The sequence below is a fragment of the Bellilinea sp. genome (genome assembly GCF_034432615.1).
In the GTDB taxonomy this organism is placed as follows: domain Bacteria; phylum Chloroflexota; class Anaerolineae; order Anaerolineales; family Anaerolineaceae; genus Bellilinea.
The window spans coordinates 1-14,554 of record NZ_DAOUBL010000077.1; the positions used below are offsets into that span (position 1 = coordinate 1).

At 56.5% G+C, this 14,554-nt stretch carries 19 protein-coding genes; all 19 read right to left on the minus strand.

What is annotated here, in order from left to right:
* Window positions 1-52 precede the first annotated feature (52 nt).
* Entirely contained in the window at window positions 53-349 is a 297-nt protein-coding gene (gene flgM / locus VAE48_RS03580; protein WP_322791946.1) for a flagellar biosynthesis anti-sigma factor FlgM, read from the minus strand.
* 73 nt (window positions 350-422) lie between these two features.
* Window positions 423-1,166, minus strand: coding sequence for a flagellar hook basal-body protein (locus VAE48_RS03585; RefSeq protein ID WP_322791947.1), 744 nt, complete (start codon window positions 1,164-1,166; stop codon window positions 423-425).
* A gap of 13 nt (window positions 1,167-1,179) precedes the next feature.
* Window positions 1,180-1,941 (minus strand): flagellar hook-basal body protein, encoded by a 762-nt coding sequence (locus VAE48_RS03590; protein ID WP_322791948.1) that lies wholly within the window; start codon window positions 1,939-1,941, stop codon window positions 1,180-1,182.
* On the minus strand, window positions 1,938-2,378 hold the full coding sequence (locus tag VAE48_RS03595) for a hypothetical protein (RefSeq protein WP_322791949.1): 441 nt from the start codon (window positions 2,376-2,378) through the stop codon (window positions 1,938-1,940). The genes VAE48_RS03590 and VAE48_RS03595 overlap by 4 nt, the downstream gene beginning before the upstream one ends.
* A complete protein-coding gene (locus VAE48_RS03600) occupies window positions 2,371-3,123 on the minus strand; it encodes a FliA/WhiG family RNA polymerase sigma factor (protein WP_322791950.1) in 753 nt (250 codons plus the stop codon). The genes VAE48_RS03595 and VAE48_RS03600 overlap by 8 nt, the downstream gene beginning before the upstream one ends.
* A gap of 6 nt (window positions 3,124-3,129) precedes the next feature.
* Entirely contained in the window at window positions 3,130-3,531 is a 402-nt protein-coding gene (locus VAE48_RS03605) for a hypothetical protein (protein WP_322791951.1), read from the minus strand.
* Window positions 3,531-4,805, minus strand: coding sequence for a hypothetical protein (locus VAE48_RS03610; protein WP_322791952.1), 1,275 nt, complete (start codon window positions 4,803-4,805; stop codon window positions 3,531-3,533). The genes VAE48_RS03605 and VAE48_RS03610 overlap by 1 nt, the downstream gene beginning before the upstream one ends.
* Window positions 4,806-4,823: 18 nt before the next feature.
* Window positions 4,824-6,935, minus strand: coding sequence for a flagellar biosynthesis protein FlhA (flhA, locus tag VAE48_RS03615; protein WP_322791953.1), 2,112 nt, complete (start codon window positions 6,933-6,935; stop codon window positions 4,824-4,826).
* 11 nt (window positions 6,936-6,946) lie between these two features.
* Window positions 6,947-8,020 carry a flagellar biosynthesis protein FlhB gene (gene flhB, locus VAE48_RS03620; RefSeq protein ID WP_322791954.1) on the minus strand — a complete coding sequence of 358 codons (1,074 nt, stop codon included), beginning with the start codon at window positions 8,018-8,020 and terminating at the stop codon, window positions 6,947-6,949.
* Window positions 8,021-8,023: 3 nt separating this feature from the next.
* Window positions 8,024-8,785 (minus strand): flagellar biosynthetic protein FliR, encoded by a 762-nt coding sequence (fliR, locus tag VAE48_RS03625; protein WP_322791955.1) that lies wholly within the window; start codon window positions 8,783-8,785, stop codon window positions 8,024-8,026.
* A gap of 102 nt (window positions 8,786-8,887) precedes the next feature.
* Complete coding sequence (locus VAE48_RS03630; protein WP_322791956.1) at window positions 8,888-9,265, minus strand: response regulator; 378 nt, start codon at window positions 9,263-9,265, stop codon at window positions 8,888-8,890.
* Between the two features lie 13 nt (window positions 9,266-9,278).
* Window positions 9,279-10,112, minus strand: a complete 834-nt coding sequence (locus tag VAE48_RS03635) for an HDOD domain-containing protein (protein WP_322791957.1) — start codon at window positions 10,110-10,112, stop codon at window positions 9,279-9,281.
* A gap of 22 nt (window positions 10,113-10,134) precedes the next feature.
* A complete protein-coding gene (gene fliQ, locus VAE48_RS03640) occupies window positions 10,135-10,404 on the minus strand; it encodes a flagellar biosynthesis protein FliQ (RefSeq protein WP_322791958.1) in 270 nt (89 codons plus the stop codon).
* A gap of 10 nt (window positions 10,405-10,414) precedes the next feature.
* Window positions 10,415-11,209: a flagellar type III secretion system pore protein FliP gene (fliP, locus tag VAE48_RS03645; protein ID WP_322791959.1), complete on the minus strand. Its 795-nt coding sequence runs from the start codon at window positions 11,207-11,209 to the stop codon at window positions 10,415-10,417.
* A 7-nt stretch (window positions 11,210-11,216) separates the two neighbouring features.
* A complete protein-coding gene (locus VAE48_RS03650) occupies window positions 11,217-11,717 on the minus strand; it encodes a flagellar biosynthetic protein FliO (RefSeq protein WP_322791960.1) in 501 nt (166 codons plus the stop codon).
* Complete coding sequence (gene fliN, locus VAE48_RS03655) at window positions 11,717-12,067, minus strand: flagellar motor switch protein FliN (RefSeq protein ID WP_322791961.1); 351 nt, start codon at window positions 12,065-12,067, stop codon at window positions 11,717-11,719. Before fliN ends, VAE48_RS03650 begins: the two co-directional genes overlap by 1 nt.
* Window positions 12,068-13,120: a flagellar motor switch protein FliM gene (gene fliM / locus VAE48_RS03660; RefSeq protein WP_322791962.1), complete on the minus strand. Its 1,053-nt coding sequence runs from the start codon at window positions 13,118-13,120 to the stop codon at window positions 12,068-12,070. It abuts the gene before it with no gap.
* A 3-nt stretch (window positions 13,121-13,123) separates the two neighbouring features.
* A complete protein-coding gene (locus VAE48_RS03665; protein ID WP_322791963.1) occupies window positions 13,124-13,729 on the minus strand; it encodes a flagellar basal body-associated FliL family protein in 606 nt (201 codons plus the stop codon).
* Between the two features lie 16 nt (window positions 13,730-13,745).
* Window positions 13,746-14,531 carry a flagellar motor protein MotB gene (locus tag VAE48_RS03670; protein WP_322791964.1) on the minus strand — a complete coding sequence of 262 codons (786 nt, stop codon included), beginning with the start codon at window positions 14,529-14,531 and terminating at the stop codon, window positions 13,746-13,748.
* Between the last annotated feature and the right edge of the window lie 23 nt (window positions 14,532-14,554).

A 14,554-nucleotide genomic window follows, 5' to 3' on the forward strand; every position in this document is an offset into this window, starting at 1 on the left:
TTCGCAAAATTGATCGTGATTTACCATACCGTCTCTCCACTTGAGTCATCTATCAGGGCTTAAAGTAGGCTCGGGCGGCCAGTTTGCGGGCGATTTCCTCCACCTGAATGGTGTAATCGCCGCTTTCAATTCGCTGGCGGATTTGATTGAGGCGCTCATTTTCCAGTTCCGGCGCGCTGTCTGCAGCTGAACGCGCCTTTGCCAGCAGGCGCGCATCCGACGAGAGCGAAACGCTATCCCGCCGCTGAGCAAAGCCATTGGCCTCCTTGACCATTTTGCGGTCAGCGCGTTGGATAGGGTCTGCGCCTTGCGGAGTTAAGGGGTTGATTCCATTGTTCTCAATCTTCATAGGTCTTACCTCCAGGAGCCAAAAACGGTAGATAAATCACGTGTTTACAGTATCGGATGTTTTGGCTCAAACTTTACCCCTTGCGCAGATTCAGCGCCTGCGCAATCATCGTGTCAGTTTGCTGAAAGGTGCGCACCGACATCTGAAAGGAACGCTGCAGAGACATTAACCGCGTCATTTCGCTGGATAAATCCACGCTCGACTGTTCGACGGCGTGCGCGGCGATCATCCCAAAATTTGCCGAGCCCGGCGTTCCAACCTGCGCCGCGCCGGAAGCCTGGCTTGCCAGCCAGACATTATGCCCCTGCGAAAACAAGCCGCTGGGGTTGACAAAGCGTGCCAGTTGTACCTGACCGGCAATCAGGCGTGTGCCATCCTGAAGGGTGGCCTGCACGCTGCCATCCGGCAGGATATAGATATCCGTGGTTCCGTCGGGTATCTGCCCGTTCCAGACCAGCCGGTAGCCCGCCGCCGTAACCAGCTGACGGCTGGAATCCAGCAGAAATTGTCCGTCGCGGGTATAGCCGGTAGTTCCATCCGGCAACCTGACCTGAAAGAAACCCTCGCCCTGAATCGCCCAGTCCAGCGGGTTTGCCGATTGGCGTAAGGCACCCTGGCGCATCAACGCCTGCGTGCTGGCCAGGGTAACCCCTTCCAATGTACGCTGATTGAGCAATTCCTGGAAGTTCGAGCGGCTGGCTTTGAAACCGGCCGTGTTCATGTTCGCCAGATTGTTGGAAACCACATCCAGATCGAGCAGTCGGCTGAGAATATCCTGCCGGGAGATATTAAGGGTGTGAAAGAGGGAAGATGACATGATAACGGCACTCCTATCCAATTCTGCCCAGTGAGGCAATGGTCTTACCCAGCAATTCGTCCTGATTTTGCACCATTTTCAAAGCGGCTTCGTAAGCGCGCCCGACTTCCACCAGTTGGGTCATCAACTGGGTGGGGTTGGCGTTCGACATTTCCAGGGCTCCCTGAACCACCCGCACGGGCCCCTGCTGGGTAGAAGCCGCTGGTCCACTGTAAAGGTTGCCTTCTTCGCGCTGAAGTTCGGTGCGCGGATCGGCAAAGCGCGCCAGCCCCAAGCGTGCCACCTGGGCGCCGTTGACCTGAATACTGCCATCCGGCAACACCATAATCTCGCCGTCCGGCAGGCGGATGGGCTGACCGCCTTCGTTCAATACAAGATAACCATCCACCGTGACCAGATTGTTCTGCGCATCCCGCAAAAATCTGCCGTCGCGGGTGTAACGATCACCTTGCGGGGTACGCACGCGGAAAAAGCCTTCGCCTTTGATGGCCAGATCCAGCGGGTTTTGGGTCAGCTGCAAACCGCCCTGCGTGAAATCGGTCACCTGCGGGCCGAGTTGTGTGCCAAGCCCCAACAGCCCCACATAACTCAGCCGTTGGTTTTGCAGCACGTTGCCGGGGGAATACAAAACCGGTGTCTGCGCCCAATCCTGGGCATCGGTAAGAATTTGCTTGAAGCCGGGCGTTTCGATGTTGGCCACATTGTGCGCCAGAATCTGCTGGCGGGCGGCGTTCATAATCATTGCCGAAACTGCCGAATACATGCCTTTAATCATCGGATATAACCTCCTTGAACATTCGGGGTGCTGCGCTGCTGAACACTCAACACAAGGCGCACTTCCTCACGGGTCATCCCCATCTGGCGGGCAATATCCACTTCGGACATTTGCGCAGCAGCCATGGCAACAATCAGACGATTGCGCTCGGCCGGGTCGCTTGCCGGTGCAGCAGGCGGTTGGGTGGCGGGGCGGTTTTTGGAAACCTCCAGCAGCTGCTGGAAGTCAGCCTGCCCCAAAATGCCGGCCGGCGGCTGGGTGAGCGGGGCAGCGGCCTGATCCGTCTTCCGGCTGTTTTCCACCAACGTGCGCATTTGCTCGGTCACCGGGTTGAGCTTGTCAGCCTGTGCCTGCCGCCCCTTCATCAGGGCCGTTTCGCGCATCAATTGAAGCAGCGTGTAGGTATCTTCCAGTGAGACTCGCGGAATGTTACTCATGGCTCATCACCACCTTCAGGTTGATCAATGCTCGCGCATGCAACTGGCACACGCGCGATTCGGAGATTCCCAAAACTTTTCCAATTTCTTTGAAGTTCAATTCATCATGGTAATACAGAGACAACACGAGTTGTTCCCGCTCCGGCAAACTGCGGATGGCTTTCGCCAGCTGCTGGCGCAAATCCTCATCCAGCGAAAGTTCCTGCGGGTCAACCTGGCGTTCATCGCCCAGCCGGTCGTGCAGGTCGCTCTCTTCGCTGTCCACATCGGCGGGCGCATCCAGCGAAAGCATAAAGCGATTGGAATCCATCAGGCCGCGCTGGACGGTATCCACGTCGGTTTTCAGGTGAGCGGCAATTTCCTCATCGGTCGGCTCGCGTTGATGAATCAGCCACAGTTCCTCCACCGCCTTTTGGATGGCGCGCACCCGCTGGCGGGCGGTGCGGCTCATCCAGTCCACCGAACGCAGGTAATCCAGCACTTTTCCGCGGATACGCACGGCGGCATAGGTGCTGAAGCGTGTGCCAAATTGAGGGTCATAGCGGTCAACCGCTTCAATCAAACCCAGCAACCCCTGATGAAGCAGGTCTTCGTACTCGCTGCCCAAATCAGGGGTAATGCCAAGGCGGCTGAGCAGGTAACGAACCAGCGGCACCGATTGGAGCACCAGCTGCTCGCGCGCTTCGGCGCTGCGAGTTACCAGATACACTTCCAAAGCCGCTGTCGAAAGTTCCTGAACAGCCATTCAGAATTACTCCTTCACCTCGCCGGCGGACGGCTGGCTTGCTGCCTCTCCGCCGGTTTGAGCATTGACCTTTCCGCTATGGGGTGCGGCTTCCTGCCGAACGGCTTGCTCCGCAACCCGGCTGTTTGCCAGACCGGAAGACACCTGATAAGTCAGAAACCACAACACACTTCCCAGCGAAACCACACCCACCACAGCGCGGAGAAAGACCTCCATCAGCGTCGCGCCGGACATGAAGGAAACCAGTACAATCACCAGCGTGACGAGCAGCAAAATCAGGGTTGAGAAGGAAAAGAACACCTCGGCAAACAGCGGCAGGGTTACCTGCGGTGCGGGCGGTTTTTTCCCGGCAGGCGGTTTCTTTGTCTTTTGTTCCTTTTCCGGTTGGGGATCTTTATTCTTCGCCATCAGTCCTGATTCCATCCTTTCCCAAAGAGTGCCGCGCACAGGCGGGAGGCTTCGGCGGCCTGAAATTTAGCGGCGGTTTCCTTGCCATACGCAAAATAACGCAGTGGGTAGGGAGTACGCCGCGCAAAGTTATAGACACTGCCAAAGGTCATTGTTTCGTCCATGCGGGTAAAGATCATTCCATTCAGGCGGAAAACACCCAGCGCGGCGCTGATCTGCACCAGATCACTCTCGCGGGTCAGCGCCGAGGCTACCAGCCAGGTCACCCGCTGGGGAATCTGGCTGAGCAGTTCGCCCAATTCAACCAGCGGATCTTCCCGGCAGGGGTTGAAACCGGCCGTATCTACCAGAAACACATCCGCATCCTGTATTTCGTCCGCAATGAGTTGAACATCCTGAGGCCGGTAAACCAGTCTGAGCGGGATGTTGAGCGCATCGGTGTAGGCGCGTGCTTCAGCAATCGCACCGGTGCGGATGGTATCCGCACATACCCACACCACCTTTTTAGCCAGGTGCTGGCTGTACAACATTGCCAGTTTTGCGGTGGTACTGGTCTTTCCGCTGCCGCTGGCGCCCACCAGGCAAACCCAACGCCCCGGCAGACGCAACGCCCCCGCAGCCGGCAGGCGCAGTTCAGCAGCCAGGACTTCCTGAACATAACGAACGCATAAATCATCCTCTTTCAACATCGCTGCGCCAAGGGTCTGGTTCAGGCGTTGCAAGGTGCGCCGCACAAAATCGGCCTCGACACCCTGCTCCAGCAGCCGCTGCTGAACGCGCTGCAAACTGGGGGGCAGCTGCCGGGCAGCGGCGGTTGCAGGCGGGGCTTCCGGCTCGACAGGCGGACATTCCAGCGCCGCCCCTTTTAGTTCCTCAACAGCAGGACGGGCTATCTGTTTTTGGGCAGAGCGCACCTCGGCGCGGCTGAGGTGGGGCGGTGACCAGCGCTGGGGTTGGTGGGTTGGGGTCTTTTCACCCGGCGGGAAGGCCGGTTGACCACCTACCCACTCAATGGCTGGCGCCGCTTCCTCAAACTCAATGTGAGCGCCATCGGCGCTGCGGCGCAGAACGGTTTTCGGTTGGGCGGTTTGGGCAGCCGTGTTTTGCAGCGGTGGGGCGGCGACCACCTCTACGCCCTTCTTGCGCCACACATTCCACACCGGCCCCATCGGAATTTCACGCGCCGAGAGCACAATGGCATCCGGGCCAAGTTCAGCCTGAATGCGCTGCAGGGCTTCGAACATCGTTTCACATTGATATTTGCGCGTTTCCATGCTCACCTCTCACCATGCTCAACTTTGACCATTCCCCAGCACCGCCCCCAAATCCAACATGCCGTGGGCTTTAACCCGCGTACCGGGGCTGACTTCGGAAAAGGCCAGCACCACCAGATTGGGCAGCGATTGCGCCGCCAGCCGGCGGAAGGCCAGCCGCAGTTCTCGCGGGCAGAGCAGAATTGGGAAATACCCCAGCTGCGCCAGTCCTTCCATTTGCTCACCGGCTTTCATCAGAAGGGTTTGCGCCAGTCCGGCATCCAGCGAAAGCGCCGGACCATTATCGGTGGATACCAAAGCGCTGCGTAGCAGCGACTCAACCTGCGGCGAAAGGGTGAACACATGCAGGGTGTTGTTCTCATCGCGGTACTGCGCCGAAATGGTGTTGGCCATGGTCTGGCGCACGGCTTCCGCCAGTATATTCGGGTCGCGGGTCACGGCTGCATGATTGGCAAGTACCTCCAAAATGCCGCTCAAGTCTCGAATCGGCACTCTTTCGCGCAGCAGGTTGCGCAGTACACTCTGCACCTCACCCAGCGTCAACATTTCGGGCACGACCCCCTCTACCGAAGCCGGTGACTTCTGGCGCAGTTGATTGATCATTTCCTGCACCAGCTGCCGGCTGAGCAAATCGGGGGCGTGGTTGCGCACCGTTTCGGTCAGATGCGTGCTGAGCACGGACAGCGGCGAAACCACCGTGTACCCTTTCAACTCGGCCTGATTCTGTTCGGCTTCGCTGATCCAAACTGCCGGCAGCCCAAAGGCCGGCTCAATGGTATGGATACCCTGTAATTCACCATCCACACTCGAACCCGGAATGGCTAACATACGGTCAATCATCAATTCACCGCTGGAGACTTCCTGCCCGCGAATTTTGATGCGGTAGGCGTTCGGGGCAAGGCGCAGGTTATCGCGGATGCGCACCACCGGCAGCACCAGCCCCAATTCGGCCATCAACTGGCGGCGGATACTGGTGATGCGCCGCAGCAGGTTATCCTGGGCATCTTCTTCAATCAGCGGGACCAGCCCGTAACCAATTTCCAGTTCAATCGGGTCAACCACCACCATTTCCAGCATCTGTTCCGGCGTTTCGGGTTCGGCAACGGTCGGCGCGGCAGCAGTCATCACCTGAGCGGCCTGTTCTTCCAGACGGGCTTTGTTGACAAAATAAGCACCCACCCCAAACCCCACGCTGATTAACCCAAATGGCAGTTTGGGCAGACCCGGCACCAGCATCATCAAAGCCACCAGAATGGAACCTACCGCCAGCACATTGAAATTGGAAATCTGTCCGAACAGCTCGTTGCCCAGCGAGGATTCCGAGGTGGAACGGGTCACAATCAAACCCGCGGCTGCCGAAACCAGCAGCGCCGGCACCTGCACAGCCAGACCCGCCCCAATCGTCAGCAGCACATAGGTTTGCAGGGCATCCGCCAACGATAAGCCGCGCTGAAGCACGCCGATCACAAACCCGCCGATGATGTTGACCAGCATGATAATGATGGCGGCAATCGCATCGCCGCGCACAAATTTACTGGCGCCGTCCATTGCCCCGTAAAAATCGGCTTCGGCTTCGATGGCTTTGCGGCGCTGGCGGGCTTCGCTTTCATCAATCAAACCGGCGTTCAGGTCGGCATCAATCGCCAGCTGCTTGCCGGGCATGGCGTCCAGCGTGAAGCGCGCCGCCACTTCTGCCACGCGGCCCGCCCCACTGTTGATCACCACAAACTGGATGATCATCAGGATCAAGAAAATAACAAAGCCGACCACATAGTTACCGCCAACGATCAGATTACCAAAGGTAGCCACAATTGCGCCGGCTTCGCCGTTGAGCAAAATCAACCGGCTGACCGAGATGTTGATGCCCATGCGCAGCAGAGTGACCAGCAGTAAAACGGTTGGGAAAGCTGAAAATTCCATCGGCTGGCGGATGTACATGGTGAGCAGCATGATGCCGATGGAAACCGCAATGCTAAAGGCCACCAGTAAGTCCACCAGCAGCGGCGGCAGGGGCACCAGCATCAGGCCGACAATCACCACCAGCGTAAACGCCATGACAATATCTTTGGAGCGCAGTAAACTCTGCAGGGACTGGATCATCGGGTTAGAAGTACGCGTTGCTGTGGTCATCTTTTGCCTTTTTATCCTCCCACGGGGTGAGGTTGTGCCGGGCTGCGTCCGCGCAGACGGTACACGTACGCCAGCACTTCCGCCATAGCCAGATACAAATCCGGGGAAATCTCCTGGTCAATTTCAATCGTTTTGTACATCGCCCGCGCCAGCGGGATATTCTGAACAATCGGAATGTTGTGTTCGCGGGCAATCGCCACAATTCTTTCGGCTACGCGCAACGCGCCTTTAGCGATGACGCGCGGGGCATTCATCCCCTCGTGATACTCGATGGCAATTGCCAGATGGGTCGGGTTGGTGACCACTACAGTTGCCTTGGGGACTTTAGCCATCATTCGGTTGCGGGCAATCCGCCGCTGTTGAGCGCGGATACGACTTTTCAGAAATGGGTCACCCTCCGAACGCTTGAATTCCTCTTTGATTTCCTCTTTGGTCATACGCAGGCTGCGCAGCCAGTCCCAGCGCTGATAGGCGTAATCGGCAGCCGCAAGCACCAGATAAACACCGCCCACCCGCAGCATCAGGTTAACCGCCAGATCCGCAAACAGGCTCAACGCACTGCGGTAGTCGGTTTGCAGCAGGACGGCGAATTCCTCAATATGACCGCGCAGGTAACTGTACGCCACCCAGCCCACCACCAGCAGTTTGAGCAGAGCGCGCACAATTTCCACCAAACCGCGCAGGGAAAAGATGCGTTTGAAACCGTTGAGCGGATTGAGCCGCTTGAAATCGAAACCGATTTTTTTGCTCGTCCACAAAAAGCGCGTCTGTCCCATGGTAACGGCAATTGCCGTGAACATCAGCGCGAAGAGCATCAAACCCAACGGCGGCAGTACCTGACTGCCAATTGAATAAACCATTTGCAGCAGAACTTTCTCACTCAATTCGACCGTTGCAATCTGCGCCAGCGATTGGGTGATGAGCGTCGCAAATGAGGTGTTGATTTCTTTGCCCGGCCCGCGCAACAAAAAAGCCGCCGCCAGTAGAATGACAGCCGTGTTCAATTCCTGGCTGCGCGCCACCTGTCCTTCTTTACGCGCATCCTCAATTCGTCGCGGGGTTGGGGCTTCGGTCTTGTTGCTCATTGCTCAATTCCCAATCAACGTCAGCATGCGCGGCGCAATTTCGCGGTACAGGTTGCCGATTAAGGGCAGTCCCACAACGATGACCAGCCCCATGGCAATCAACGAAACGCCAATTTTCAACGGCAAACCGAGGAAATAAACCTGCACCTGTGGAGCAACCCGCGCCAGTAAACCCAGCGTGAGGTCGGTCAAAAACAAGGCGGCCATCACCGGCAGCGCAAGGTGTACTCCCGCCAGAATTAACTGAGCGGTTGTTTGCATGAGAACATCCATGCGGTCGAGCGGAAGCGGCGCCATCAGCGGCAAAATTTCAAAGGTTTTTTTGACCGCAATCAAAAACAGGTGATGCCCGTCAATCACCAGAAAATAAAGCATCACCACCATCATAAAAAATTGATCCAGCGCGGTGGAACTTTCGGCAATGGCGGGATTGAACAGGCGGCTGGAAGCAAAACCGCTGCCCAAACCCATCGCTTCACCGGCAATTTGCAGCGCACCGAAGGTCAGTCGGGCGGCAAACCCGGCCAGCGTACCGATCAATACTTCACGAGCCACCCAAATAGCGTAAGCCAGTCCGTCCATCCACTCGGTTTGAGGCGGCAGAGGCTGCCAAGGCAATAAAATTGCCGCCAGGATCAATCCCAGTCCAACCCGCACCTGTAAGGGAATGGTCTGCCCGCCCAGCACCGGCACGGCAATCATCAACGCCAGAATCCGGGTCAGGGCAAGAAAATACAACTGAGCCTGCGCGACCGAAACAATCACAATCGTTCTCTCCCACGGCAGAACTTAGTTTCAGGATAACGGATTCGGGCAAAAAATTCCGTAAAGTCGGAGTGAAGCTCGTCTAAATATGGCGTAAAAAATTCAATCCTGCAAAGCACGCTGAATGCGCTGCGCAAGGCCTTGGGCATCCAGCGGTTTGACAAAGAAATCAACAACCCCCAGTTCTCTGGCGCGCAGCACCACTTCGGGAAACGCCAGCCGTGAAACAACAAACACCAGCGTTCCCTGCAGGGCTTGCGCCTGCTGCAGCCCTTCCAGTACTTCCAGTCCGTTGGCAGCCGGTAGAAACAAGTCCAACAGTAAAGCCTGCGGCTGGTAACGGCTGAGCAGATCAGGCAGGTCGGCTGCTTCACGAGCCATCACAACCTCAAAACCGGCGCGCTGCAAAGCCAGCCCGGCCAGGTCGCGCTGCAGGGCATCCGGTATCAGCAGGATGATACGCCTGGTTTGCTCTTCCATGACCGATTCTTCCTTAAACCGATACCCCTAAAATATCGCCAACACGCTGTTGAAAACGCTCCAAACGCGCTTCATCCAGCGATAGAATGGTCAGCACATCCGGATGGAGCACATCGCAAAACAGACCCTGCTGGCTGCCCTGTACCTTAATGGTCAGGTAGTTGGCCAGGTTGACGATGGCCGGCAAAACCGGGCTGGCGTGGGCGGATGACGGGTAATGGTGAAATGAAATGGCATCCATTAAAACCGTAGGAAAGCCCCAGCGTTGGGCAATCAAGCCGCCTACGCGGGCATGATCAATACCAATCAATTTCTCTTCCACCAGCCAGAGCGGTTGATTGTATTTTTGAACGTACAGGATGATTTGGCTGTAATCGGTCAGCACATACTGATCCAGCAGCAGTTTGCCAATATCGTGCAGCAGGCCGGCAACATAAGCCTCTTCCGGATCGGGATAAGCCAGTGTGCGGGCTGCCCATTCAGCGGTAACCGCCGTACCCACCGAATGATTCCATAACTCGCCGGCCCCCAAGCGGTAACCGCTCAACTGGCGATTCATCGAGTCAACCGCCACCGAAGCCAGCAGCAGCGACTTCAAACGCTTGACGCCGATGCGCACCACTGCGTCATTCAAAGACGTACACGTGCGTCCATACCCCAACGACGCCGAATTCGCCATTTGCAGCACCAGCGCCGCCAGCGCCTGATCCAGCCCAATATATTCGGCAATCATCCCAAGGCTGACTCTGGGATTTTCCAATTCTTTCAGCACACGCGTCACATTCGAGGGAATTGGCCGCAGATGATTAACCGATTGGAGAATGGCCTGGACACGTTGAGTCAGCATTGAATTGCTCCGTTGCAAAAGGTCAGGGTGTCAACCCCGGCAGAGAGTTGAATAACTCGGCGGTGAATACCAGGATTTGCTGCAGCATCCACGAACCCAAAATCACCAGCACCAGAATAATGCCGATCATCTTTGGGACAAACGAAAGGGTCGGCTCATTGATCTGGGTTGCCGCCTGCACCAGACTGATCAGGCTGCCCACCAGCAGGCTGACCAGCATGACCGGCCCCGCCAGAATCAGAGCCATGGTGATCGCTTTTTGCGCCAGAGTCATGACAAAGGCTTCGGTCAAGGCATCCTCCTCATTGCAAGAAACTCAACGCCAGACTGCGCACAACCAGATACCAGCCATCCACCATCACAAACAGCAGCAGTTTGAACGGCAGCGCCACCAGCGAAGGCGGCAGCATGATCATGCCCATCGAAAGCAGCACACTGGAAACAACCAGATCAATAATCAAAAAGGGGATGAAAATCACAAACCCCATCGTAAAAGCCGTGCGCAGTTCGCTGATGACAAAAGCGGGAAAGAGCGCGACAGTGGGGATGTCTTCCAGGGTTTGCGGGCGCTGCTCGCCGCTCAAATCCAAAAACAACTGGATGTCTTTTTCGCGGGTATTGGCGAACATGAAAGCCCGCACCGGCTCGACCGCCCGCTTGAAGGCCGTTTCCTGGTCAATTTCCTCTTTCAGATAAGGCTGAATGGCCGTTTGATCCACCTGCTGATAAACCGGCGACATGATAAAAAAGGTCAACAGCAGCGATAAACCAATCACCACCTGATTTGGCGGAATGGTGGGTGAACCGATGGCGCTGCGCAGCATGGACAGCACAATCACAATGCGGGTGAATGAAGTGGCCAGGATGAGAATTGCCGGAGCCAGCGAAAGCACGGTCAGCAGTACCAGCAGCTGCACCCCGCTGGTCACCTGTTTTGGCTGACCCTGCGGCTCAATGGTCAGGGTTACGCCCGGCGCGCTCAGGTTGGGATCACCCACACAGCCGCTCAAAAACAATGAAACCAGCGCCAGCGCAACCAGCAGGATGATTGTCTTTTGACGGTCGGAAAGGCTGGTCAACCATGCTTTGTTTTTCATGGCGAAATTATCCCTTTCCATTGGTTTTGACCTGTAAAAATCCCTGTAAGAGGCGGTTGAAATCCTGTCCGATGGGGATGGGCTGCTCTTCTTCGGCAGTGTTGGGCAGGTGGACTTCGGAAATGAGCGCAATATTCTGGTCGGTTGCCCCAATCAAAAAGTGCTGATTGCCCACCTGCACCAGATGCAGGGCTTGTTTGGGAGAAAGACGGATCGATTCTGCCACCATCATCTGACCGCCGCGGCCCAAACGGCGCGGGTTGCGCGTCCAGCGCATTGCCAGCACGCCAAAGCCAACAATCATCAGCAGCACGCCTCCCAGTTTTACCGCCACCCCCACAAAATACAGGCCAGAAAATTCACCGGCGTTGGCTTGAGGGGCAGCCCCGCCACCCAAAGCCAGCGCAAGGCAGGCAATCAGGCTGAGCGCCAGCAGCCCGGCCTGCATCTTTTGCCGCCGGCTGGCAGCCGCATACCACTGCTTGATGCGGTTTATCCAGGACGACATCATAGACCACCCTTGCGGTTTTCGGGGCTGATCACTTCGGTAATGCGCACGCCGAATTTATCATCCACCACCACCACTTCGCCGCGTGCGATCAGCAGGTCATTGACAAACACATCTACCGGATCCCCGGCCAGGCGGTCCAGTTCGACCACCGAACCGTTCTGCAAATCCAGAACCTGCTGCAAGGTCATGCGGGTGCGCCCCAATTCAACCGTCACCTTCAGCATGACATCCATGAACAGGTCAATGCTGGCGCTTTCGCGCGTGGAAGTCTTGACCGCACTGGAGGAGGCGGTGCGAACAGGTGGGGAAGAATTTTCAAATTCATTGAGATTTTGCTCGTTCATCATTCACCTCTCGATCTCATCGGCAGGGTCGGCCGGTTCGCGAATGACCCCGCTAATTTGAATGGCCAGATTGCGGCCGCTGCGTCCCACTCTGCCGGTGAACCGCTTGCGGCGGGCAACTTCCACCACCAGCGGCTCACGGATGGAAGTATCCAGCTGGATGACATCTCCGACAGCCAGATTTAAAATTTCTCTCAAATGCAGTTCAGCCTGACCCAGCGGCACGCGGATGGGAAGGGTAACCCGCTGCATGTTCTGCAGCACTTTTTCGCGGGTGGTGTAATCCTGCTGCTGTTCTTTGCGCCCGGCAATCCAGATGTGTGGATTAAGTACGTTGGCAATCGGTTTGAGGGTATTGAAGGGAATGAACATACTCATCGTGCCGGTGGTGCCTTGAATGTTCAATTCAAAGGTCAGCAGCATCACCCGTTCGTTGCCCATAATCATCTGCACCCAGTGCTGGTTGGTGGTCGAATCTTCCAGAGTGGGTTCCACTGAAACCACCTTGCTCCAGGCGGCTTTGATATCACCCAGCATGTGCTCCACCAACCCGCGCAGCAGCGACTGGTCAATTTCGGTCAACTGGCGGTCTTGATAGCGGCCCTCGATCTTTCCGCCCAGCCGCTGTTCCAGAATCAGGTAACTGATGTTGGGGCTCATCGTAATCACCACCTGACTGGGCAGCGGAGCAAGGTTAATCATGTGAAAGAGCGAGTTGGGCGGAAAATCTTTGAGAAAATCATGAAAGCGTCCCTGTTCGGTGTGTACCAGACGCGGGCGCAAATTGGTGCGCAGAAAAGTCGGCAGCGAGGTCGTCAGCCGCTCGGTCAGGTCTTCATGCACCAGTTCCACGGCGCGCATCTGTTCCTTGGAGAAGCGGTCCGGTGACCAGAAGTTGTAGGCGGTCACCTTCTTGCCTCCCTCGGTTTCGGCGCGCCCGCGCTGCTCGCCGCCCTGATTGATCAGTTCGGCAAGATTGACGCTTTCCTGACCGTCCTTCTGGTCAACCTCAATGGCGCCTTTGAGTAGTGCGTCAATTTCCGACTGCGATAACATGGGTCACTGCACCACAAATTCTGTGAAATAGACGGACAGCAGATGAAATTCCGGCAGGCGCTGCGAAATGGCCTGCATCAGTTCCTGCCGCAGCCGTTCCTTGCCCTCGGCAGTGTACAATTCTTCAAAGGTTTTGGTGGAAAGCAGCGTAATCACCACATCATCCATCACCGGCATCCGCGATTGAATGCGGGTTTCAAAATCATTTCCTGCCGCAGCCGTTTCTCCCGCCCCATGATCACCGGAGGATTTAGCGGTTTTTGCATCTGCCGGGGCTTCTTCGGGCGCAAATTCCAGCACGACCGTCAGGCGGATGTATTTACGCCCGCTGGGGTCGGCCAGATTGATGATTTTGGTGGACATGTTGACCATAATCCCCTCGCCCGGCTGATAGACATGCGGGGTGGGAGTTGGTTCTGCGGCTGCCTCAACCGTCCCTAACGGCAGGCTGCTGCGTGAATAGTCGTAAACCAGATGAAACGGCTTGGGGAAATCATCCGGCGCAAACATGATGTAGGCAGTCGCCAGCGAAATGGCTGCAATGGCCGTGACCACCAGAAAGGTCATCACTTTGGTTGCAATGCTGAGAATGCTCAATACTTTACTCATTGCTCATGCTCCTTCATTAAGGCTGCGGAACATTGGGGGCTACATTCAGGTTTTCAACCCCGATCACACTGTTTTCAACGGGATAAACAATGATGATATCCACGCGGCTGTTCAGCGCACGGTGAGCGGGTGTATCGTTTGGAAAGATGGGGTCATATTCCCCCCGCCCGGTAATGATCAGACGGCTGGGGGCGATTCCGTTTTGCATCAAAAAGTCCGCCACACTCATCGCCCGTGCCAGCGATAGTTCCCAGTTATTTCGGTAGGGTGAATCGGCGGGCAAGGAGTCATCGGTATGCCCCACCAGCCGAATGGGATTGTCAATCGGCCGCACCATCTCTACAATGGTGTGCAACACTTCCAGAGCAGAGGGAGAAAGTTCTGCCCTTCCGGGGGCGAATACCAGTTTTTCACTCAGCGAAATCAGTACACCCTCGATGTTGGTCTGCACGCTGACTTCATTGCCGAACTGCGTACCGGATAACATACGGGTCAACTGGCCGGCCACCTCTTCGGATTTTGGCGGAGCTTCCGGAATGCCCGGCACGACAATCGGCTTGGGCTGACCGTTTTCAATGCTGCCGCCGCTCTGGTTGATCTGGACATCCACCACGCGCGCCGCCCCGCCCAGTGAAAACGCCGCCCGCATGCTCTCCGCCAGCCGCTTGTACTTTTCCACATCAATCTGACCCATGGAGTACAGCACCACGAACAACACCATCAACAAGGTGATGAAGTCCGCGTAACTAACCAGCCAGCGTTCGCTGTTTTCGCCGCCTTCACCGCCGCCACCGTGTGCCATGGCTTACGCTCCTGCTTCTTTTG